Source organism: Arthrobacter sp. D3-18, from assembly GCF_054408525.1.
The window spans coordinates 1,797,575-1,818,710 of record NZ_CP096440.1; the positions used below are offsets into that span (position 1 = coordinate 1,797,575).

Genomic DNA, 21,136 nt, shown 5'->3' on the forward strand with positions numbered 1-21,136 from the left:
ACAGCAGAGTACATCCATGACGTTTTACCAGGGCCAGAGCCTCGCAGACGCTGTCCGCGAGGCTACTGCCGTCCTATCCGACGCCGGTGTGCCCAGCCCGCGTGTCGACGCCGAGTTACTTGCCGAACACTTGCTCGGTGTTGGCCTGGGCCGCCTACGCGCCATGTTGCTCGGCGACACTCCCGCTCCGGAAGGCTACCGGGAACTTGTGGAGGAACGCGCTGGTCGCGTCCCCCTGCAGCACATCACTGGAGTCGCATATTTCCGACACCTGGCGTTGCAGGTGGGGCCGGGCGTTTTCATTCCGCGTCCTGAAACGGAATCGGTGGTGCAGTTGGTCATTGATCACGTCGCTGGAATGTCGAAACCCAAGGTGGTGGACCTGGGCACTGGATCCGGTGCAATTGCCGGTTCCATCGCGCATGAGGTTCCGGGCGCTGAGGTCCATGCCGTGGAATACAGTACGTTCGCTCATGCCTGGGCTGCCAGGAATCTCGAACCCCTGGGCGTCATACTTGTTGAAGGCGATCTGCGGGATGCCCTCCCCGAGCACAACGGAACTTTCGACGTCGTCGTATCCAACCCGCCGTACATCCCGGCCGAAGCCATACCTACGGAGCCGGAAGTTGCCCTCCACGATCCGCCGGAGGCACTTTACGGCGGGGGAGCGGACGGCATGGAGCTTCCGACGGCGGCAGCGGCCTCTGCGGCCCGCCTCCTTAAGCCCGGTGGTTACTTCGTGATGGAACATGCGGAAGTCCAAGCCGGATGGATCGCCGGAATGCTGCAACGAACCGGACGTTGGAAAGATGTGACCACGCACTGCGACCTGAACGGCAAGGAACGTGCCACCAGCGCGGTCCTGGCAAGCCCGTCTCCCGATGAGTGAAAGAATAGCGCTGTGACCACAACCTATAACTGCACTTCCGATGACCAGCGGACTGAAGGCCTTCAGCATGCCCAGCGCGCCATCAGTGAAAAGAAGTGCATCGTGATGCCAACGGACACCGTCTACGGCATTGCCGCTGATGCCTTTTCGCCGTTAGCAGTGACTATGTTGCTGGCCTCCAAGGGGCGCAGCCGGCAGATGCCCCCTCCGGTCCTGATACCCCGGGTCAATGCCCTGGACGGGCTGGCCACCGATGTCCCGGCCGATGCCCGGGCGCTGGCACAGGCCTTCTGGCCTGGTGGCCTGACACTGATCCTGCATGCGCAGCCGTCCTTGGACTGGGACCTCGGCGAAACCAAGGGCACCGTCGCCCTCAGGATGCCCGATGACCAGATCGCACTGGAACTTCTGGGGCTCACAGGTCCGCTGGCTGTTTCCTCCGCCAACCGGACGGGCCAGGAAGCAGCACAGACGGCCTCGGAAGCACGACTCCAACTGGCAGAGTCCGTAGACGTCTACCTCGAGGGCGGGTTCCGTCCCGTCAAGGGGACTGCTGCCGTGCCCTCCACGATTGTTGATGCAACTTCCACACCGTTCCGGGTAGTGCGCCAAGGAGCCATCGAGCTGGAGCGACTCCGGGAGATCGTTCCCTCGATTCTGGGCATTGGTGAAACCATTCCTGCGGAGACGCCTGCTGTGGAGGACGCAACCCCAGTCGCCTCTACGGCCGAACCTGCAGCAGATGCCGCTGTTGGCGGCGACGTACCTGCCGTTGATGCCGCCGCTCCCCGAAACGAGGCGGTACTAGCGGATGAGGCGCCGATCGAAGTAACGGAAACGGCCGCCGTCGAAGATTCAACCCAGGAATCAGTGAAGCCAGAGGCCCCAAGCGAAGCCAAGCCCGAATGATTCCGGAGCGCCAACGCGTCCCCGTCCTTGACGTCGACGCCACTCCGATGCGCGTCAATGAGCTTATGGAAGCGATGCGCGGGCTGATCGCGGCCGGAACAACCGCCACCGTACTTGGACATAATCTTCACAGCATCACGCTGCTCCATTCGCGTCCGGATGTTCGTTCTTTGTACGAGGACAGTTCAATCGTCCTTCTGGATGGTGCTCCCGTTGCGATGCTTTGGGGACTCGCCCACAAGCGTCAACTCCAGGCGATGGGTGAGGGAACCATGGCCTACCGGCTCGGTTCCATGGATTGGATCCCGGAACTGGGCAAGGTCAACGGCCTGGAACGTGTCGCCGTAGTCGGTGCCGGACGGGCGGCCAATACCAAGGCAATCGCCCGGCTGCGCTCCATCATTCCCGGTGCAACGGTGGATGGAATGCCCGGTGAGGGATGGGACAGCAACCTTGAGGACGCGGTGGTGAACTGGCTGGCCGATTTCCGTCCGCAGCTGGTCCTGCTCGGACTTGGAATGCCGCTGCAGGAAACAGTCCTTCACCGTAGGCTCGCGCAGTTGCCGCCTGCCCTCTATTGCGCCGTCGGCGGTGCCATTGAACAAGTCGCGGGCATCCAAAAACTGGCGCCGCGTTGGCTCGGACGCTTAGGGCTCGAATGGGCCTGGCGGCTGGTCCTTCACCCGGGCCGTGTGGCCTACAGAGTTTTCGTTGAACCTTGGAAGCTGGCGGGCCTGCTGATCCGGCGCCGTTTCCAACCATCCAAGACCAAAGGCAAGTAAATGACGTCCCACCCTGTCGTGGTCGCTGTTGTAGTGACCTATAACCGGCGTGAACTCCTCCAAACGACCCTGGAGGGCATTGTTGCAGGTACCCGGGTACCCGACGCCCTAGTCATCGTTGACAATGCCTCCACGGACGGAACCGCAGAGTTCCTCCGGCAGTACCAAAGCCCGGTGACCATTGATGTGGTCACGTTGAACACGAACGTGGGCGGTGCCGGTGGGTTCGTTGTCGGAATGGAACGGGCAGTGCTGGACCACGGTGCGGACCACGTGTGGATCATGGACGACGACACGGAACCTCAGCCGAATGCCCTTCGCGAAGCATTGGACGTCTCTGAGTCCTACCAACAGGAAACGGGAGATGCCCCGGCATTCATCGCGAGCCGGGTTGTGTGGACTGATGGCCGTGACCACCCAATGAACCGTATGCGTCCGCGGATGGGAGCGAGCGAGGACCAGCGCAGCGTTGCTGCCCGTCTGGGTGCCACCCAAATCCGGAGCGCTTCGTTCGTTTCGGTACTGATACGCGCTGAAGAGATCAAACAGCATGGCCTGCCGATTGCGGACTATTTCATCTGGAACGATGACCTTGAGTACACCGCGAGGATTTCCCGCCGCGGTACCGCTTTGACTACAAACGCATCGGTGGCCAACCATCACACGAAAGTCTTTGGTGATGCGGGAGCGGATCCCGGCCCGCGCTTCTATTATGAAGTGCGGAACAAGCTCTGGGTCTATACCCGATCGAATGCCTTGGCGCCCTGGGAAAAGATCCTGTTTACCGGCGCTTCGCTGCGCAACTGGACCCGCACCATCGCGGCCTCTCCACATCGCAAAGTGCTTTTGGCCGGGCTTTTGAAGGGCCTGCGCCACAGCCTGAAAGCCCCGCGCTCCAACGCCCAGGTGCTCGATGGGATCTACGCACTGCGTAACGTCCAGGGGCCGGTCAGGTAGCAGCTACGCAGCTTGAGTCCCAGCTGAACACGCTGGGGCCTTGCGGCTGCATCACAGGGTGGTCACGGCCATTGGCATTAGTATCGTGACTAGAGTCCACAGAAATCCCGCAACATTCGGCACAGCCGGTGCAGGCATGGCGACGGAGTAGTTCCATTTATCCAAAGACAGAATTCCACACCTTGAGCTGCCCACAACCAGACGGCAATCAAGCCCGCCGGCTGCATTCGATGATCCATTCTTCCGGTGTGGTGTGCAGGCTGCTGTTCGGGGCCGCGTCATGATCATGTACATGTTGATGGCCCTTACGGCTGCGGTGGTGTCGTACGCCGGGACGTGGGGTGCACGGGTGGTGGGAAACAAGCTGCGCTTGTACCAACCCATCCGAAGCCGCGACATGCATTCAGCCCTGATCTCCAAACTCGGGGGACTGGGCATCTTCGTGGGCTTCTTCGCTGCGTTGGTGGTCGCGAGCAATTCCTTCTTCGTCAAGGACATCTTCAGGCACAACGATGCGCCCTGGGGGATTCTCGCTGGTGCCGTGGTGATTGTCGCTGTGGGGGTCGCGGACGACATCCTGGACATCCGTTGGTGGATCAAGCTCCTTGGCCAGGCCGCAGCCGCCTTCATCGTGGCTATCTGGGGTGTGCGGATGTCTGTGGTGCCCTTTATTCCTGAACCGATTTTCCTTGAGTCCGAAGTCGTGCAGATTGTGCTCACAGCCGGGCTCATTGTCACCACCATGAATGCTGTCAACTTCATTGACGGACTGGACGGTCTGGCAGCAGGAGTCGCCATCATTGGTGGGGGAGCGTTCTTCCTCACCGCCTATTGGGTGCACAGGAACAATCCCTCCACTGACAACTCAGACCTCGCCACACTCTTGATGGCCATCCTCGTGGGCAGCTGCATCGGATTCCTGCCACACAACTGGTTTCCGGCAAAGATCTTCATGGGCGACTCGGGAGCCATGCTTATTGGTTTGTTGATGGCTTCCGCCGGCGTCGTGGCCACGGGGCAGATCGGTTCCGGTCTTTACGACCGCGCCAACGGTATCCCAACCATCGTTCCCATCTTGCTTCCTTTCGCGGTGTTGTCCCTTCCCCTTCTTGATTTGGGGATGGCCGTTGTCCGCAGGACAGCCAGGGGCCAATCCCCTTGGTCGGCGGACCGCGGGCACCTCCACCACAAGCTGGTGGACCTTGGATACTCGCACCGCAGCGCCGTCGTCATGCTCTATGTGTGGACCTGCATTCTTGCGTTCGGCGGCGTCGCCTTTGCCGTGTTCCCATGGCAAATCGTGCTCATCGTGGTCATAGCTGCAGCGCTCGTCATGGCCGCGGTGACGGCATGGCCTTACTTCACCCGGAACTCGACACGGCCGGGGGAGTAGTTGTGACGGCCGGTTATGGTCACAGTTCTATCTCATGTAGAATTCTTTCTGCGGACAGTCACTCGCCCGTAACCCCACTTTGAGAATATGGCACCTGTGCCACGAGGATTGGTATCCCCATGACATCCAACGCCGAAACCGGACGCCCGTCCGGTAAACGTGGTGTTGGATCCGTTGGCCAGCCGAACTCGTTGTGGCTCCGGTTGCTTCTTCTCAGCGCTGCAGCAGCAGCAGCGGCCACGGCCGTCACCTGCGTGATCGCAGCTCTCATGAACGGCGGGTCGGGCGCGCTTTCAGCAGCGTTCGGTGCCGTGCTGGTCATGCTCTTCTTTGGGATCAGCCTCCTGATAGGTCACTTCGTTGGCCGCAACAACCCTTCCGGTGCAGTCGGCCTCTTTGTTGCAACTTATTTCATCAAAGTGGTTGGATTCGCTGTTGTGCTGTTGGTACTCGGCGCTCCGGACTGGCTCCACGATCGTTGGTTCCTCATTGGCGCTGTGGTCACTGTTGTCTTCTGGCAGGCCGCAGAAATCTATGCCTTCAGCAAGGCTCGCCTGCAGATCTACAACGATCCTGCTGAACCGAAAGGTGGTCCGGATGTCTCCGCGTAAGCGCTATTCACGCCCGGTCGCCAACGCTCAGCACGCTGGCACCCGCAATGAATCTGCCGAAGCCGGAAACGACGGCGGATACAACGCCGGCATTGCCGTCTTCAGCTACATCATTGGCGGGATCATTGTCTGGAGTTTGATAGGCTGGGGTCTGGATAATCTGTGGGGGACCCGCTGGATTGTGCTCCTTGGCGCTCTGCTGGGAGCCGCAGGAGGGTTCTATCTTTCCCATATGCACGGCCTCACCAGGCAAAGCTCCAATCCTTCTGGCGAGAGCAACGCAGACAGCGGTCCGTCCACGGACGGGGACAGTAATGCCAAATAATTTCACATGGATTGTGAATGCGTCCAACGCGTTCGGATTCCAACCAATGCCCAATGATGGACACAGCAGAGAGGAAACGCGTTGATCGCGCTTGCGCTCCCCGCCCAGGATTCGGGGTCATTCACCCCACCCGGAATCGACGAAATGCACCTGCCGGCAATCCTGCCTTGGGGTGCGGCCGATGGCTTCTCCAAGCAGATGCTGCTGGTGATCCTTTCGGTCGTCATTATCGCTACATTCTTCATCCTCGCTGCACGTAAGCAGCAGCTGGTTCCCGGCAAGCTGCAGTTCGCAGGCGAGATGGCCTACGGCTTCGTCCGTAACAGCATCGCCAAGGACATCATCGGCGGCAAGGACTTCATCAAGTACGTCCCGCTGTTGTTCAGCCTGTTCTTCTTTATCTTGGTGAACAACATCTACGGCGCCATCCCGGTGATCCAGCTCCCGAGCTTCTCGCACGTTGGCGGCGCCTATGTCATGGCCGGCATCGTGTACTTCACCTGGATCATCATCGGTATCAAGAAGAACGGCCTGAAGTACTTCAAGCTCGCCACCGTTCCTTCGGGCGTCCCGTGGTACATCCTTCCGATCGTTGTACCGATCGAAATCATCTCCAACTTCCTGGTCCGCCCGGTCACGCACAGCCTCCGTCTGTTTGCGACCATGTTGGCTGGCCACTTGATCGTCATGCTCGCCGGTTCGGGCATCGAGTTCCTTGTCATGCAGGAGAACGTCCTGCTCAAGGGTGCATCGGTACTGGTTCTGGTAGGCGCCGTAGCCATGTACATGCTCGAAGCGCTGATCATGGCCCTGCAGGCTTACGTGTTCACTCTGTTGACCGCGATCTACATCGAAGGCGCACTGCACGCCGACAGCCACTAGGCTCCCAAAACTTCCCCTCGCGGGGATGAAGCAACCCAAACAACCTGCCGCACGGGCGGCATCTTGAAAGGAAGAAAAAATGGAAGGCACCATCAACGGCTCCCTCAACCTCATCGGCTACGGTCTTTCGGCCATCGGCGGTGGTATCGGTGTGGGTCTCGTGTTCGCCGCGTACATCAACGGTGTTGCACGTCAGCCGGAAGCTCAGCGTGTGCTGCAGCCGATCGCGTTCCTTGGTCTGGCACTGACTGAAGCTCTCGCCATCCTCGGCCTGGTCTTCGCTTTCGTTCTTTCCTAGTCCTTAGAACCAAGCGAATCCCAAGCACGAGTAGATAGGACGGGTGAAATATGAATCAGCTGATCATCTCAGCCGCCACTGAAGGCGCTGCGGAGGCTAATCCGCTCGTTCCCAACGTCTGGGAAATGGGCGTAGTCCTCGTGGGCTTTGCGGTCCTCATGTACATCGTGGTCAAGTTTGTTGTCCCGATGTTCGAGAAGACGTTCGCAGAGCGCGCCGAAGCAATCGAAGGTGGCATTGCAAAGGCCGAAGCGGCACAGGCAGAAGCTTCTGCTGCTCTCGAAGAGTACAAGCAGCAGCTCACTGATGCCCGTGCCGAAGCCAACCGAATCCGCGAAGAAGCACGCGCCGAAGGCGCCCAGATCCTCGCGGACCTGAAGGCAAAGGCTGCAGCAGAGTCTGCACGCATCACCGAGCAGGCACACGCTGCCATCGAGTCGGAGCGCCAGGCAGCTGTTGTCTCGCTTCGTTCCGAGGTTGGCACTTTGGCGACCACACTGGCCGGCCGCATCGTTGGGGAAGCACTCACCGACGACCAGCGCGCCGCGCGTGTTGTGGACCGCTTCCTTGCAGATCTGGAGACCCAGAGCGCAGGTGCAGCTAAGTAATGGCAGGTATATCGAGCGAATCGCTGACCACAGCGCTGGCGCAGCTGGAAGCCAAGCTTCCCTTCGCTTCGCTGCAGTTGGCTAAGGACCTCTTCGGAATCCTGGGAACGGTGGACAGCTCGGCTGGCTTGCGCCGCGCCCTGACTGACCCGTCCCGTTCCGGTGACGAGAAGTCGGCGCTGGTCAAGCAGCTGGTTGGCGGAAAAGTCTCCGCTGATGCTGCTGAGATTGCAGGCGGATTGGCCAGCTCGCGCTGGGCATCGGCACGCGATATCGGCGATGCACTCGAGACGCTTGCCGCCACGGTTGTCATTGCCGTAGCTGAAAACAAGTCGGCCGTTTCTGCCTCCGGTATCACGGGGCTGGAAGAGCTGGAAAACGACCTGTTTGCCTTCAACCAGGCCGTCGCCTCCAGCCACGAAGTACAACGTGCTCTGTCTGAGCCGCAGGCATCGCCCGCGGCGAAGATTGCACTGGCCGAGAAACTTGTTCCTGGCAGCAGCGAGGAAGCAAAGGTTCTCATCAGCCAGGCGGTCACGCAGCCGCGCGGTGTCAAGCCGAGCAAGCTCGTCGAGTCATTCGCCAAGCTTGCAGCCAAGCGCCAGCAGCGCTGGATTGCAACTGTCAGCGTTACCCGTCCGTTGACGGAAACGCAGGCCAGCCGTCTGCAGGCCGGGCTTGATGCCCTGTACGGCCGCGAACTGAAGGTCAACGTCAATGTTGACCCCGCACTGATTGGTGGAATTCGCGTCCAGGTGGGTGACGAAGTGCTCGACGCTTCGGTCATCGCCCGTCTGACAGAACTCCGCCGCCAGCTCGCTGGCTAGCGAAGACAAAGCACAACTTAACTGATATAAAACCCGGTCATCGTGAGCAACGATGATCACGAAAACAGGAGAGCAGGGACTGCAGATGGCCGAATTGACCATCAACGCCGACGACGTCCGTAATGCGTTGAACGAGTTCGCGGCGTCCTACGAACCCGGTAACGCAGAGCGCGTAGAGGTTGGTCGTGTGACCACCGCAAGTGACGGCATCGCCCGTGTTGAGGGTCTTCCCTCGGTCATGGCGAACGAGCTGCTTCGCTTCGAAGATGGCACGCTGGGCCTGGCCCAGAACCTTGACGTCCGCGAGATCGGTGTCATTATCCTCGGTGACTTCACCGGTATTGAAGAAGGCCAGGAAGTTCACCGTACCGGTGAGATCCTGTCCGTTCCGGTTGGCGATGCCTTCCTGGGCCGCGTTGTCGACCCCCTGGGCCAGCCCATCGATGACCTCGGCGAGATCAAGGCCGAAGCCACCCGTGCACTGGAACTTCAGGCTCCGGGCGTTACCGAACGCAAGTCGGTTCACGAACCGATGCAGACCGGCCTCAAGGCTATCGACGCCATGATCCCGATCGGCCGTGGCCAGCGTCAGCTGATCATCGGTGACCGCCAGACCGGCAAGACTGCCATCGCCGTGGACACCATCATCAACCAGAAGGCCAACTGGGCTTCTGGAGATGTCACCAAGCAGGTACGTTGCGTCTACGTTGGTGTTGGCCAGAAGGCTTCCACTATCGCAGCCGTCCGCCAGACCCTCGAGGATCACGGCGCTCTGGAGTACACCACCATCGTGGCGTCCCCGGCATCTGACCCCGCTGGCTTCAAGTACTTGGCACCGTATGCAGGTTCGGCCATCGGCCAGCACTGGATGTACGGCGGCAAGCACGTTCTGGTGATCTTCGATGACCTGTCCAAGCAGGCCGAAGCCTACCGCGCCGTGTCCCTGCTGCTGCGCCGTCCGCCGGGACGCGAAGCATACCCGGGTGACGTTTTCTACTTGCACTCCCGTCTGCTGGAGCGTTGTGCCAAGCTCTCCGACGAGCTCGGTGCCGGTTCGATGACCGGTCTTCCGATCGTCGAGACCAAGGCAAACGACGTCTCTGCCTACATCCCGACCAACGTGATCTCCATTACTGATGGCCAGATCTTCCTTCAGTCGGACCTCTTCAACGCCAACCAGCGTCCCGCTGTTGACGTTGGCGTGTCCGTCTCACGCGTTGGTGGCGCTGCTCAGGTCAAGTCCATGAAGAAGGTCTCCGGTACCTTGAAGCTGGACCTGGCCCAGTACCGCGACATGCAGGCATTCGCCATGTTCGCCTCCGACCTGGATGCTGCTTCCCGTCAGCAGCTGACCCGTGGTGCACGCCTGATGGAACTGCTGAAGCAAGGCCAGTACTCACCGTTCCCGGTTGAGAACCAGGTTGTTTCCATCTGGGCCGGCACTAACGGTTACCTGGACGACGTTCCGGTTGAAGACATCAGCCGCTTCGAGTCCGAGTTCCTGGAGCACCTCAAGCACCAGTCCTCCATCCTGACCACGCTGGCGCAGACCAACGTCCTGGATGACGACACCGCTGCAGCTCTGAAGGAAGCAATTGTTTCCTTCAAGAAGGGCTTCTTCGGCGAAGGCGACAACCACCTGGTTGGCGCCGGCCATGAAGAGCACGCAGCGATCTCCGGCGGCGACGTCGACCAGGAAAAGATCGTCAAGCAGAAGCGCTAGTTCCGCTTACCTGTCCTGCCGGGGTCCGCAAGGGCCCCGGCAGGACAGCACATCGGGAACATAGGAAAGGATAAGTATGGGAGCCCAGATTCGGGTCTACCGTCAGAAGATCAGCTCGACTACGTCGATGCGCAAGATCTTCAAGGCGATGGAACTGATCGCTACCTCGCGCATCGGTAAGGCCCGCGCCCGCGTAGCAGCTTCACTGCCTTACGCGAACGCGATTACCCGCGCCGTTTCTGCTGTCGCAACTCAGAGCGAAATCGACCACCCGCTGACCACCGAGCCGGAGCAGATCCGCCGCGCCGCCGTCCTGATCATTACATCGGACCGCGGCCTTGCAGGATCCTACTCCGCTAGCGTGCTCAAGCAGGCTGAAGGTCTCACCGAGCTTCTTCACGCAGAAGGCAAGGAAGTCAAGGCGTACCTGGTTGGCCGTAAGGCGCAGGCGTACTTCGATTTCCGCAACCGGTCCTACGCCCGCGTATGGACTGGTGGCACGGACGCACCGGAATTCGAAACCGCGCAGGAAGTCGGAGCTGCACTTCTTGAAGACTTCTCCACTGACTTCGAAGAGGGCGGCGTGGACGAGATTCACGTTGTCTACACCCGCTTCAAGTCCATGGTGACGCAGGAGCCGACGGTTATCCGTTTGCTCCCGTTGGAGGTCGTCGAAGAGGAAGCTGCCTCGGAATCCGAGCTGTTGCCGTTGTACGAGTTTGAGCCGGAAACAGAGCAGGTGCTTGACGCACTGCTGCCGCGTTACATCGAGTCCCGCATCTTCGCAGCCATGCTGCAGGCCGCAGCTTCCGAGCTCGCAGCCCGCCAGCGCGCTATGAAGTCGGCCGGTGACAACGCTACCGACTTGATCAAGAAGTACACGCGCCTTCGCAACACGGCCCGCCAGGCCGAGATTACGCAGGAGCTTTCCGAAATCGTGGCCGGCGCAGACGCCCTCGCGTCCTAGCCTCCAACGGTTTCGGCTCGAAGCCGCACCTGCACCAAACAGATAAACTTAAACCCACGCCATCTACTGAGTGAAGTGAGAGAGATGACTGCCACTGCTACCGAACACGTAGCTACGGCCGGTGCTACCGGCCGCATTGCCCGTGTTATTGGTCCGGTTGTCGACGTCGAATTCCCGGCTGACGCAATCCCCTCGATTTACAACGCTCTGACCACTGAGATCACTCTCAACGGCCAGACGAAAACCATCACGTTCGAGACTTCCCAGCACCTGGGTGACAACCTCGTTCGCGCCATCTCCCTGCAGGCAACCGACGGCCTCGTCCGCGGCACCACTGTGCGGGACTCCGGTTCTCCCATCTCCGTGCCCGTCGGCGACGGCGTCAAGGGCCACATCTTCAACGTTCTCGGCAAGCCGCTGGACGTCGAAGAGTCCGAGATCAAGGCAGACGCCTACTGGCCGATCCACCGCAAGGCTCCGTCCTTCGCTTCCCTCGAGGGCTCCACGGAGATGCTCGAGACCGGCATCAAGGTCATCGACCTTCTCACCCCGTACATCAAGGGTGGAAAGATCGGCCTGTTCGGCGGCGCCGGCGTTGGCAAGACCGTTCTGATCCAGGAAATGATCACCCGTGTTGCCCGCAACTTCGGTGGTACTTCCGTATTCGCCGGTGTTGGCGAGCGTACTCGTGAAGGTAACGACCTCTGGGTTGAAATGGAAGAGGCAGGCGTTCTTAAGGACACCGCCCTTGTATTCGGCCAGATGGATGAGCCGCCGGGAACGCGTCTCCGCGTGGCCCTGTCTGCCCTGACCATGGCGGAGTACTTCCGCGATGTTCAGAACCAGGACGTGTTGCTCTTCATCGACAACATCTTCCGCTTCACGCAGGCAGGTTCGGAAGTTTCCACGCTGCTCGGCCGTATGCCGTCCGCTGTGGGCTACCAGCCTAACCTTGCTGACGAGATGGGTCTGCTCCAGGAACGCATCACCTCCACCAAGGGTCACTCCATCACGTCGATGCAGGCAATCTACGTGCCGGCTGATGACTACACCGACCCGGCTCCGGCAACGACCTTCGCACACCTCGATGCGACCACGGAACTTTCCCGTGAAATCGCTTCCCGTGGTTTGTACCCGGCCGTTGACCCGCTGACGTCCACCTCCCGTATTCTGGATCCCCAGTACATCGGCAAGGATCACTACAACACGGCTGTCCGTGTTAAGCAGATCCTGCAGAAGAACAAGGAACTCCAGGACATCATCGCCATCCTCGGTGTTGACGAACTTTCTGAAGAGGACAAGATCGTCGTGTCGCGTGCACGTCGTATCCAGCAGTTCCTCTCCCAGAACACCTACACCGCCAAGCAGTTCACCGGCGTCGAGGGCTCCACCGTGTCCATCAAGGACACCGTAGAAGGCTTCACGGCCATCTGCGACGGCGAGCTGGACCACATCGCAGAGCAGGCGTTCTTCAACGTCGGCGGCCTGGATGACGTCGAGCGTCAGTGGGCCAAGATCCAGGAACAGACCAAGTAGTATGGCTGAGCTCGAGGTTGAGATTGTCGCAGCGGACCACTTCGTGTGGTCCGGCGCGGCCAAGATGGTGAAGGCCCGCACCAGCGATGGTGAAATCGGAATCCTGCCGGGCCACTCGCCCCTTCTGGCCATCATGGCCGCGGGCGAGCTGGCAATCCAGCCGGTTTCCGGTGATCGCATTGCAGTAGTTGTTGACGGCGGATTCTTCTCCGTCGACAACGATCGCGTGGTCATTGTTGCTGACAACGCCAAATTGGGCGAAGCGGCTACAGCGGGGATCCGATAGCACGACCTTGATGGACGATTCCCTTATTCCGTTCATCGCCCTGGCAACAGCGTTTACGTTGCTGATCATTTCACTGTGCCTTTTCGGGGTGCGCCGCTTCAATCTGCGGCGCGCCCTGGGCACGGTCGACGCCTCCATTTGCATGGCTGGAAACAGCTGGCAGATGGGGGTTTGTCGTTATCAGGACAACGAGCTCGAGTGGTTCCGCTTGATGTCCCTGAGCGTCATCCCCAAGCACAAGTTCACGCGCAGCTCACTTGAACTGCTTGGCCGCCGCCAGCCCACGGAGGAAGAACTCGTCAGGATACAGCCTGGCGTCGTGGTGGTCGAGCTCCAGTACGAAGGCAAGAAGTTCATGCTCGCCATGAATTTTGACGCCTACGCTGGATTGTCGTCCTGGCTTGAAGCAGGGCCGGTCATCGGCGTCGGAACCTGGCGTTAGGCGCCATGGACTTTCTTTCGGACGTCAGTCTGGTTGATGGGCCGTTTCTCTGGTTGAGCATCGCCTGTGGCGCGGCCGGAGGGGCCTATCTTCTTTGGCGTCGACGCCGTTCCTGGCCGCTGCTCGTCGCGGGCAGCCTGCTGCTGGCCATAGGTGTCGTGGCGCTGATTCACTGGATCCTGGTGGACCTTATGGCCAGGTTCTCGGAGAACCTGCCCTTTCAGACTGTAGCGTGGGCAGTCCCGGCTGTCGCGGCCCTTCTGCTGTGCGCTGCGCGCTTCCCCCGAAACTCCTGGCGCGGCCGCTCATTCAGTGTGGTGGCGATGCTCGGCGTTGTGCTCTTGTGCGTGGTGCAGATTAATCTCTATTTCGGCCTGAACAACACGGTTTCGGACCTGCTGGGTACTGCGGTGGCGCGTATACAGCCACTCGAAGCGGGCCTCCAACGCACCCCGGATGCGAAGCCAGGTCCAGCACCCTCTGCATGGAAAGCCCCGGATTCCATGCCCCGAAACGGCATCCTGCGGAAAGCAGACATTCCCGGTGCGGCCTCCGGTTTTAACGCCCGGGAAGCGTACGTTTATCTGCCCCCTGCCTATCAGACGGCATCCCGTCCAACCCTGCCCGTGCTGGTGCTCTTCGCAGGTCAGCCGGGTGGTCCCGCGGACTGGCTGACTGGTGGCCAGCTCCGTTCCCTGCTGGACCAGTTTGCTGAAAATCATCACGGAATTGCCCCTGTCACAGTGGTGGTCGACCCCAACGGATCAGCAAACGCCAACACCATGTGCATGGACAGCAACATCGCCTCGGTGGACACCTATCTTTCCAAGGATGTGCCGGCGTGGATCACTCAGACTCTGGATGTCGCGACTGATCACAACCAATGGGCTGTTGGCGGTTTCTCTTTCGGCGGCACATGCGCCATGCAAATGGGAACCTTGCATCCGGATCTGTTCGCATCCATTCTGCCGTTCGCCGCAGAAAGGGAACCTGCCCTGGCCAAGGATCGAAGCAAGACCATTTCGGATTCGTTCGACGGCGACGTTGCAGCCTTCGAATCCCGGACACCTCTGATGTTGATGCAGCAGCGCAACTTTGCCGGCAGCGGGGTGTATTTGGTTTCGGGTGAAGCTGACCACGAGTTCACTGACTACATGCACGAGCTTGCTGGCGCGGCACGGAACGCTGGTTTTGAAACCGAAGAACATTCCATTCCTCAGGCCGGTCACTCCTGGGATGCAGTGATTCGTGGAATGCCCGGCGGACTCGACTTCCTGGCTACCCGGTGGGGGTTGCCGCGGTGAGCCTTACCCTCAGAGGTGTGGCGGAGCCTGCGCTGAAGCAGACGGGTCGGCATTTACGGTCAACGCCGTTCACTTTGCTGGTGCTTGCCGTTTTTGCGGGTCTATCGTTGGTCTCCGGGAGCTTCCTGACTGGGCCACCCCGGCCGTGGCTTGCGGTGGCCAGCGTGTCCTTGGAGGGGCTGCGCTCGGGGGAATGGTGGTCCATCTGGACGTCGCTGTTCTTCACTACCAATCCGCTGGCCTATGCCACCGCGGTCCTCATGATGTTGTTCCTGCTCGGACTGGCAGAGCGGCAGTTGGGCTCCCTTAAAACGGCTGGAGTGTTCTTCGGCAGCCAGTTCGGCTGTATATCGGCCTTCCTCTTGGTGACCCAGGTAGCGCAGTACGTGGATGACGGGTGGCTTTCAGAGATGGCCGACACCCGACTGATCGGACCCTACGGTGCGGTTCTTGCTACGGCTTTGGCCGCGAGTGCGCTCCTGCCTACGCTATGGCAGCGTCGCCTGCGCACTGTGGTGCTCTCCATTTCCCTGTTGCTGGTGCTCTACGTCGGACATGCAGAGACAGTTGTTGGTTTCCTGGGCGCGCTGATCGGTTTGCTCGCCGGCTGGTGGATGCAAAGCAGCCAAGGCCATCTCCACCTTCATAGGTCAACCAGCCGTGAAATCCGGAACCTCCTGTCACTGACCATGGCAATTTTCGCCGTGGGTCCTATCGTGACCGCGGCAGCCAAGAGTCCATCGGGACCGTTGGCCCTGTTGCGGGACGTCATTCTTAACCCGCTGCCAACCTTGAGCCAACTGGAAAGCAACTGCGGGGGCACCATCGACGTCGCTTGCCTGGAGATTGCACGCCAGGGTTATACGGGGCCGTTGGGTCTGGCCTTGGCAGTGGTGCCGGTTGTCCTGCTGTTGATTTGCGCCGACGGCATGAGGCGGGGACGCCGGCTCGCGTTGGGAATTGCCATTGGCGTGCAGTTGGTGGTGGTCGTCTTGTCCACGATCTACCTTGGGCTTTTTGCCGGTATGCCGCGGCTGGCAGGACGGCCACATGTAGGGATGCTCAACTCGGCTGTAGTTCACATCATTCCGCTTGTGCTGGTTCCCTTGGCTTTGGCGCTTCTCCTGTTCGCGTATCGGGGCCACTTCCGGGTGGTGACCTCCGACCACCTCCGCCGAAAGGTGTTCTGGGTGGTCGGCTTGACCGGGGGAGGGCTCAGCCTTGCGTATACAGGGGTGTGGCTGGCTTCCGGTGGACTGATTCGCGACGGCGGCTTGCTGGGTTTGGTGGCTGAGCTCGCGCGGCAGTATCTCCCCGTTCCGCTTCCCGGCGTTTACCGCAAGGTTTTCGCTGAGCGTGACGTGCTGGAAGTTTTCCTGTTTTCCTACTCCGGCACGGTGTTTTGGCTCGTGGCTTTGATTGGCGTGTGGGTGTTGCTGATCCGGGGACATCACACGGGTGGACTTGACCGTCAGGCGCGCCAGGGCGCACTCGCCTTGGTGAAGCGGGGCGGAGATTCATTGTCCTGGATGGCCCTTTGGGAACCAAATAAATACTGGTTCACTCCCGAGGGTACCGGGGGAGTGGCCTACCAGCAGCACAGCCACGTGGCGTTGACGCTAGGCGGTCCCTTCGGAGCGCGGCAGCATCACGCGGCAACCGCCAAAGGGTTTCTGGAGTACTGTTCGCAGCATGCATTGACGCCGTGCCTCTACTCCTGCACGGACGAACTCTGGCCCATGCTGCAATCGCGCGGCTTCCGCCGGGTGTCGGTTGCCCAAGAGACTCGACTGCGCATCAGGGGCCTGGAGTTCAAGGGCAAGGAGTGGCAAAACGTCAGAACTTCCCTCAACCGTGCCGCGAAGATGGGGATCACGGCCAGGTGGGGCCGATACTCCGAACTCCCGCATGGGGTGCGTGCCCAGGTGAGTGAGGTTTCCGAGGAGTGGGCAGCCCAGAAAAAGATCCCGGAAATGGGCTTCACCATGGGCGGCCTGGACGAGTTGGATGACGACGACGTCCTGTGCTGCGTCGCTTTGGACGACAAGGGCTTTGTCTACGGCGTTACCAGTTGGCTTCCCGTCTATGAGGACGGTGTGATTGTGAGTTGGACACTGGACTTCATGCGGCGGCGGGGCGATGCTTTCCCGGGCGTCATGGAGTTCCTGATCGCATCGGCCGTTTTACACCTGCGTGATTCTGTGGAGCTGATTTCCTTGTCCGGTTCCCCTTTAGCCCGGGAGAAGGGCGAAATCGAGCAGCGGGCCAAAGGCTTGGCAGGACTATTGGAGGTGGTGGGGCACGCTTTGGAACCTGTTTACGGATTCAGATCGCTGGCGTCCTTTAAATCGAGGTTCCAGCCCGAGTACAGAACGTTGTACATGTATTACCAAGACCCGCTGCATCTTCCTGCAATTGGGCGTGCTCTCAGCAGGGCCTATCTGCCGGGGTTGTCAGTCCGGCATTCCGCGAGGCTGCTCCGGAGCTTGGTTGGTTGAATTGTCAATACTTATCCGAAGGGCCCTTTAGGTATTTCTTCATGGTTTGTAACAGGCTTGTTGACAAGCCGTTTGTTGCGGCTGGCATTCTTTAGGTTAAGACACGTTGACCCCGGCTCGAAAGCCAGGGTCAACGTGTTTGTTGTAACTGCAACAAGCAGAGATCAACGGGTAAGACTAGACGACCGTAACGCCGGTTGCCTGGGGGCCCTTGGCGCCCTGACCGATCTCGAACTGAACGCGCTGGTTCTCATCGAGGGTCTTGAAGCCACCGGTCTGGATCTCGGAGTAGTGAACGAAAACGTCCCCATCCGCGTCATCCGGGGTGATGAAGCCGAAGCCCTTTTCAGCGTTGAACCACTTGACGGTTCCCAGTGCCATGTATTTCTCCTCATTGTGGAACATCAGTCCGATACACCTCGTACCGGGTTTGTTACTCCGCGAGAAGACCTGAGCATCGCACAAGCCGGAGCTTGATCGGTTCGCAGGAGCTTCACGCTCGCAACTGGTCTTGCGAGCATGAAAACCACCTACACAAAGACTGTTACAACACTTTCATGAGCTCTGCCGGAGGTCAACGGTGTTTTGGGCAATTCAGGAAAATTTTCGGTAAAAAGAAGGTAACGTCGGCTTCTGCAATTCACCAAAGTCCTTTTCCCTGCACCAGGGCAGTCGCTCAACTAAGACAGCCACTGGCCATTGCGCATTACGCCTGTGAGTTCCAGATCTTCGTTTGTTACAACCACATCCGCCCGCAGTCCCCGGCGGAGCCCGCCTATTTCGTCGGAAAGTCCCAGGACAGCGGCCGGGACCGCCGTTGCCGAGCAAATCGCGTCGGGAAGCGCGACGCCGGCCGCCACCGTTTTGCTGACGACTTCCAGGAGCGTGGAGGTTCCTCCGGCGATGGAGCCGGTGGCATCCAGTGTGGCCACGCCATCGCTGACAGTTACCGGCGACGGGCCAAGCATGTAGTTGCCATCGGACAGTCCTGCCGCCGCCATGGAATCCGTTACCAGCACGATGTTGCCCGCTCCCACCAACTGGAACACGGTGGCCACGGTGCTGGGGTCCAAATGCGTTCCGTCAGCAATGAGTTCAACAACTGCCTTCCCTTCCTGGGCCATGCGTAGACATGCCGCAACGGGACCAGGAGCGCGGTGATGCAGGGGAGGCATTCCATTGAAAAGGTGCGTGACCGTTGGGAGCGAACTGACGCCGTCGAACCCTGCTGACTCGAGTCCCTCCCGGGCAGCAGCCAACGACGCCGCGGCGGTGGCGTCGTCGCAGTCCGTGTGTCCCAAGGAGGGGGTGACACCATGGGAGGTCATCAGGTCCACCAAGGCAGCTGCGCCCGGAAGCTCCGGGGCGTAGGTCATGGTGGCTAGCTTTCCGGCCGCTGCGCCCACCAACTCGTCCATAAGCTCCAAGTCGGGTTCCAGCAAGTAGTCCGGATTCTGGGCCCCGCAGCGGGCATGGGAAAGGAAGGGGCCTTCGAGGTGAATGCCGGCCACGAGGCCTTCATCCACTAGCTTCACGTAAAGCTCGATGCCTCGAAGGAGATCTGCCCGGGGAGCAGTGACCATGCTTGCAAGGAAGGTGGTGGTCCCTGAGCGATGCAGGAAATCCACTGCCCTGCGTGCCGAGGCTTCTTCGCCGCGGGGGAAATCGCCACCGTTCCCGCCATGGCAGTGAACGTCCACGAGTCCAGGGAAAAGGTAGCTGCCACTGGGGATCCCTAAGCGTATTGCGCTCTGGAAACCCTCGAAATCTTCTGGATCGAAGCCCTTGGCCGGCCCCGCGTAGGCAATTCTGTCCCCCTCGACGGCAACCAGTCCGTCTTCCACCACCTCGCCGTCGCTGACAAGCGTTCCTCGGATGATCTGATGGCTCGGAGCGGAGGAAGAGGTAAAACCGGATGCGACAGTCATGATTCCGATTCTAGTGGCCTGCGGCACAGTCTCCCGAAGAGGAGAAGTCAGAAGAGCCGTGACTCGCTGTCGTCCACACCGCGCATGGCGTCATAATCCAGCGTGACGCAATCGATTCCACGGTCGTTGGCCAGTACCTTCGCTTGGGGCTTGATTTGTTGGGCGGCGAAAATCCCCCTCACGGGGGCCAGCAGGGGGTCACGGTTGAGCAGTTCGAGGTACCGCGTGAGTTGTTCGACGCCGTCGATGTCTCCGCGCCGTTTCAGCTCAATGGCAACGGTGGCGCCGTCAGCATCCCTGGCCAGGATGTCCACAGGGCCGATAGCGGTGAAGTACTCGCGGCGTATGAGGGAGTAACCGGATCCCAGAAGCTCGATTTGTTCGGCCAGCAGCCTTTGGAGGTCTGCTTCGACGCCGTCCTTGATCAGGCCGGGATCAGTGCCGAGCTCGTGCGAGGTGTCATGCAGTTGCTCGTAGATGTTGATGATGAGGCGGTCATCCGTCTTAGCGGACTGGACGGTCCACTGTTCCACCACGCCTTCTTCCACTTCGGTTTCCTCAGGCGTGGTCACACGAAGGGTTGCAGGGGGGCTCATCCAGTTCAGCGGCTTGTAGGAACCGCCGTCGGAATGCACCAACACCGAACCATCCGCTTTGACCAGCAGGAGCCGGGTAGCGAGGGGAAGGTGGGCCTTGAGGCGGCCAACGTAATCAACAGAACAACGGGCTATGACGAGTCGCACCCGCTCCACATTACCGTCTCACCATCTACAACAGGGTGGCTGGGGCAGAATGGAAGCATGCCCCGCTCCAACCGCCCTCGTCGCAACGCGTCCAGCACACGCTCCGGCAGCGCCGGTGGCAGCAAATGGACGGAACCGACGCCGGAGCTTGACCTCGAGCGGGCGCGCAGTGGTATTGCGCGGCGCGAAAGTGCGCCGGACGGGGACTGGATGGTGCGGACCATGACGGCCAAGAAGGCGGAAAAGCAGTACATCTGCCCTGGTTGTTCCACCGCCATCGTCCCCGGCATCGCGCATCTGGTGGTGTGGTCCGACAGTCACCTGTTTGGACAAGCCGCAGGGCTGGCCGAACGCAGGCACTGGCACACCAACTGCTGGACGGGCAGGACGTACCGCTACCGCTGATTCCCTTAGGCTTGGTTGCATGACTTTCGACCCCGCCTCGTTCGTTTTCACCCCGCAAGACGCGCCATCGGAAATTCGTGCCTCTACAGTGCTCCCCGCCCTGCGCGAGAATGTGGAGTTCACCACCGAGGACGGCAAGGTGTTGCTGGGCGAACTGGCGTTGCCGGAATCAGGGGAGGTCACCGCGACGTTGATCACCCTCCACCCGCTGCCCACGCACGGCGGGTTCATGGATTCCCACGTCTACCGGAAGGCCTCCTACCGGCTGCCCGCGCTGGCGGGAGTTGCAGTCCTGCGCTTCAACACGCGGGGCACGGCATCACCGCGTGGCACCAGCGACGGCCAGTTCGAGGAGGGCATTGGGGAGCGCTACGACGTTGAGGCTGCCGTCCGTTTCGCCGTGGAACGCGGGCTCCCGAACCGATGGCTCGTCGGGTGGTCCTTCGGTACCGAGCTTGCCCTCATGTACGGGGCGGTGGAGCCGGTGGCCCCGGAGATCGAAGGTGCAGTGCTGCTGTCCCCGCCCTTGCACCGCGCCACGGATGTGCACCTCAAGGAGTGGGCCGCCTCCGGCAAGCCGCTCACGGTCCTGGTGCCGGAGCATGACGACTACCTGCAGCCTGCCGAAGCAGCCCAGCGGTTCAGCCTGGTGCCGCAGGCCCGGCTTGTCGGCGTCGACGGTGCAAAACACCTTTGGGTGGGCGAGAAGTACGCTGCCCGCGTCTTGGATGAAATCGTCGACGACGTCACTACGGCGGGTGCCGGAGTGGACGGCCTGCCACGCGAGTGGGCGGGGCCAGTCGCGAGTGCCTAGTACGGTCGC

23 protein-coding genes are annotated in these 21,136 nt (G+C 60.5%); 20 read left to right on the plus strand and 3 right to left on the minus strand.

The window, feature by feature from the left end; all coding sequences use genetic code 11:
• The first annotated feature begins 16 nt into the window (after positions 1–16).
• The 18 genes from prmC (at position 17) to M1D89_RS10555 (ending at position 17,237) form a co-directional block, all read left to right on the plus strand.
• Complete coding sequence (gene prmC, locus M1D89_RS10470; protein WP_498650313.1) at positions 17–889, plus strand: peptide chain release factor N(5)-glutamine methyltransferase; 873 nt, start codon at positions 17–19, stop codon at positions 887–889.
• A 12-nt stretch (positions 890–901) separates the two neighbouring features.
• Complete coding sequence (locus M1D89_RS10475) at positions 902–1,798, plus strand: L-threonylcarbamoyladenylate synthase (RefSeq protein ID WP_498650317.1); 897 nt, start codon at positions 902–904, stop codon at positions 1,796–1,798.
• The gene (locus tag M1D89_RS10480) at positions 1,795–2,580 is read left to right on the plus strand and encodes a WecB/TagA/CpsF family glycosyltransferase (RefSeq protein WP_498650319.1); all 786 of its coding nucleotides are present in this window, start codon (positions 1,795–1,797) and stop codon (positions 2,578–2,580) included. Before M1D89_RS10475 ends, M1D89_RS10480 begins: the two co-directional genes overlap by 4 nt.
• Entirely contained in the window at positions 2,581–3,537 is a 957-nt protein-coding gene (locus M1D89_RS10485) for a glycosyltransferase (RefSeq protein WP_498650321.1), read from the plus strand. It abuts the gene before it with no gap.
• 280 nt (positions 3,538–3,817) lie between these two features.
• The gene (locus M1D89_RS10490) at positions 3,818–4,930 is read left to right on the plus strand and encodes an MraY family glycosyltransferase (RefSeq protein ID WP_498650937.1); all 1,113 of its coding nucleotides are present in this window, start codon (positions 3,818–3,820) and stop codon (positions 4,928–4,930) included.
• Positions 4,931–5,049: 119 nt separating this feature from the next.
• Positions 5,050–5,541, plus strand: a complete 492-nt coding sequence (locus tag M1D89_RS10495) for a Cg1360 family ATP-synthase-associated protein (protein ID WP_498650323.1) — start codon at positions 5,050–5,052, stop codon at positions 5,539–5,541.
• Positions 5,528–5,866, plus strand: coding sequence for a hypothetical protein (locus M1D89_RS10500; protein WP_498650325.1), 339 nt, complete (start codon positions 5,528–5,530; stop codon positions 5,864–5,866). Before M1D89_RS10495 ends, M1D89_RS10500 begins: the two co-directional genes overlap by 14 nt.
• Before the next feature lie 81 nt (positions 5,867–5,947).
• Positions 5,948–6,748: a F0F1 ATP synthase subunit A gene (atpB, locus tag M1D89_RS10505; RefSeq protein ID WP_498650327.1), complete on the plus strand. Its 801-nt coding sequence runs from the start codon at positions 5,948–5,950 to the stop codon at positions 6,746–6,748.
• A gap of 79 nt (positions 6,749–6,827) precedes the next feature.
• Complete coding sequence (atpE, locus tag M1D89_RS10510) at positions 6,828–7,046, plus strand: ATP synthase F0 subunit C (RefSeq protein WP_011775261.1); 219 nt, start codon at positions 6,828–6,830, stop codon at positions 7,044–7,046.
• A 50-nt stretch (positions 7,047–7,096) separates the two neighbouring features.
• Complete coding sequence (locus M1D89_RS10515) at positions 7,097–7,654, plus strand: F0F1 ATP synthase subunit B (RefSeq protein WP_011775260.1); 558 nt, start codon at positions 7,097–7,099, stop codon at positions 7,652–7,654.
• On the plus strand, positions 7,654–8,481 hold the full coding sequence (locus M1D89_RS10520) for a F0F1 ATP synthase subunit delta (RefSeq protein WP_142938632.1): 828 nt from the start codon (positions 7,654–7,656) through the stop codon (positions 8,479–8,481). The genes M1D89_RS10515 and M1D89_RS10520 overlap by 1 nt, the downstream gene beginning before the upstream one ends.
• 85 nt (positions 8,482–8,566) lie before the next feature.
• Positions 8,567–10,204: a F0F1 ATP synthase subunit alpha gene (gene atpA / locus M1D89_RS10525; RefSeq protein ID WP_026005655.1), complete on the plus strand. Its 1,638-nt coding sequence runs from the start codon at positions 8,567–8,569 to the stop codon at positions 10,202–10,204.
• Between the two features lie 76 nt (positions 10,205–10,280).
• On the plus strand, positions 10,281–11,171 hold the full coding sequence (locus M1D89_RS10530; protein ID WP_011775258.1) for a F0F1 ATP synthase subunit gamma: 891 nt from the start codon (positions 10,281–10,283) through the stop codon (positions 11,169–11,171).
• A gap of 84 nt (positions 11,172–11,255) precedes the next feature.
• Entirely contained in the window at positions 11,256–12,707 is a 1,452-nt protein-coding gene (gene atpD / locus M1D89_RS10535) for a F0F1 ATP synthase subunit beta (protein ID WP_091468394.1), read from the plus strand.
• A 1-nt stretch (position 12,708) separates the two neighbouring features.
• A complete protein-coding gene (locus tag M1D89_RS10540) occupies positions 12,709–12,993 on the plus strand; it encodes a F0F1 ATP synthase subunit epsilon (RefSeq protein ID WP_014922172.1) in 285 nt (94 codons plus the stop codon).
• A 10-nt stretch (positions 12,994–13,003) separates the two neighbouring features.
• Positions 13,004–13,435, plus strand: coding sequence for a DUF2550 domain-containing protein (locus tag M1D89_RS10545; RefSeq protein ID WP_091468392.1), 432 nt, complete (start codon positions 13,004–13,006; stop codon positions 13,433–13,435).
• Between the two features lie 5 nt (positions 13,436–13,440).
• Entirely contained in the window at positions 13,441–14,739 is a 1,299-nt protein-coding gene (locus tag M1D89_RS10550) for an alpha/beta hydrolase (protein ID WP_498650332.1), read from the plus strand.
• Positions 14,721–17,237 (plus strand): bifunctional lysylphosphatidylglycerol flippase/synthetase MprF, encoded by a 2,517-nt coding sequence (locus M1D89_RS10555; RefSeq protein ID WP_498650334.1) that lies wholly within the window; start codon positions 14,721–14,723, stop codon positions 17,235–17,237. The genes M1D89_RS10550 and M1D89_RS10555 overlap by 19 nt, the downstream gene beginning before the upstream one ends.
• A gap of 177 nt (positions 17,238–17,414) precedes the next feature.
• Here M1D89_RS10555 and M1D89_RS10560 read toward each other — a convergent pair whose 3' ends face one another.
• The 3 genes from M1D89_RS10560 to nucS all read right to left on the minus strand — a co-directional run bounded on the left by M1D89_RS10560 (position 17,415) and on the right by nucS (position 19,908).
• Positions 17,415–17,618 carry a cold-shock protein gene (locus tag M1D89_RS10560; RefSeq protein WP_017199737.1) on the minus strand — a complete coding sequence of 68 codons (204 nt, stop codon included), beginning with the start codon at positions 17,616–17,618 and terminating at the stop codon, positions 17,415–17,417.
• A 299-nt stretch (positions 17,619–17,917) separates the two neighbouring features.
• On the minus strand, positions 17,918–19,165 hold the full coding sequence (locus M1D89_RS10565; RefSeq protein ID WP_498650336.1) for an N-acetylglucosamine-6-phosphate deacetylase: 1,248 nt from the start codon (positions 19,163–19,165) through the stop codon (positions 17,918–17,920).
• A 47-nt stretch (positions 19,166–19,212) separates the two neighbouring features.
• Positions 19,213–19,908 carry an endonuclease NucS gene (nucS, locus tag M1D89_RS10570; RefSeq protein ID WP_178996812.1) on the minus strand — a complete coding sequence of 232 codons (696 nt, stop codon included), beginning with the start codon at positions 19,906–19,908 and terminating at the stop codon, positions 19,213–19,215.
• A 57-nt stretch (positions 19,909–19,965) separates the two neighbouring features.
• On the opposite strand from nucS, the gene M1D89_RS10575 reads away from it, so the two are divergent.
• The gene (locus tag M1D89_RS10575) at positions 19,966–20,313 is read left to right on the plus strand and encodes an Rv1322 family protein (RefSeq protein ID WP_498650339.1); all 348 of its coding nucleotides are present in this window, start codon (positions 19,966–19,968) and stop codon (positions 20,311–20,313) included.
• Between the two features lie 19 nt (positions 20,314–20,332).
• The gene (locus tag M1D89_RS10580; RefSeq protein WP_498650341.1) at positions 20,333–21,127 is read left to right on the plus strand and encodes an alpha/beta hydrolase; all 795 of its coding nucleotides are present in this window, start codon (positions 20,333–20,335) and stop codon (positions 21,125–21,127) included.
• The last annotated feature ends 9 nt before the right edge of the window (positions 21,128–21,136 follow it).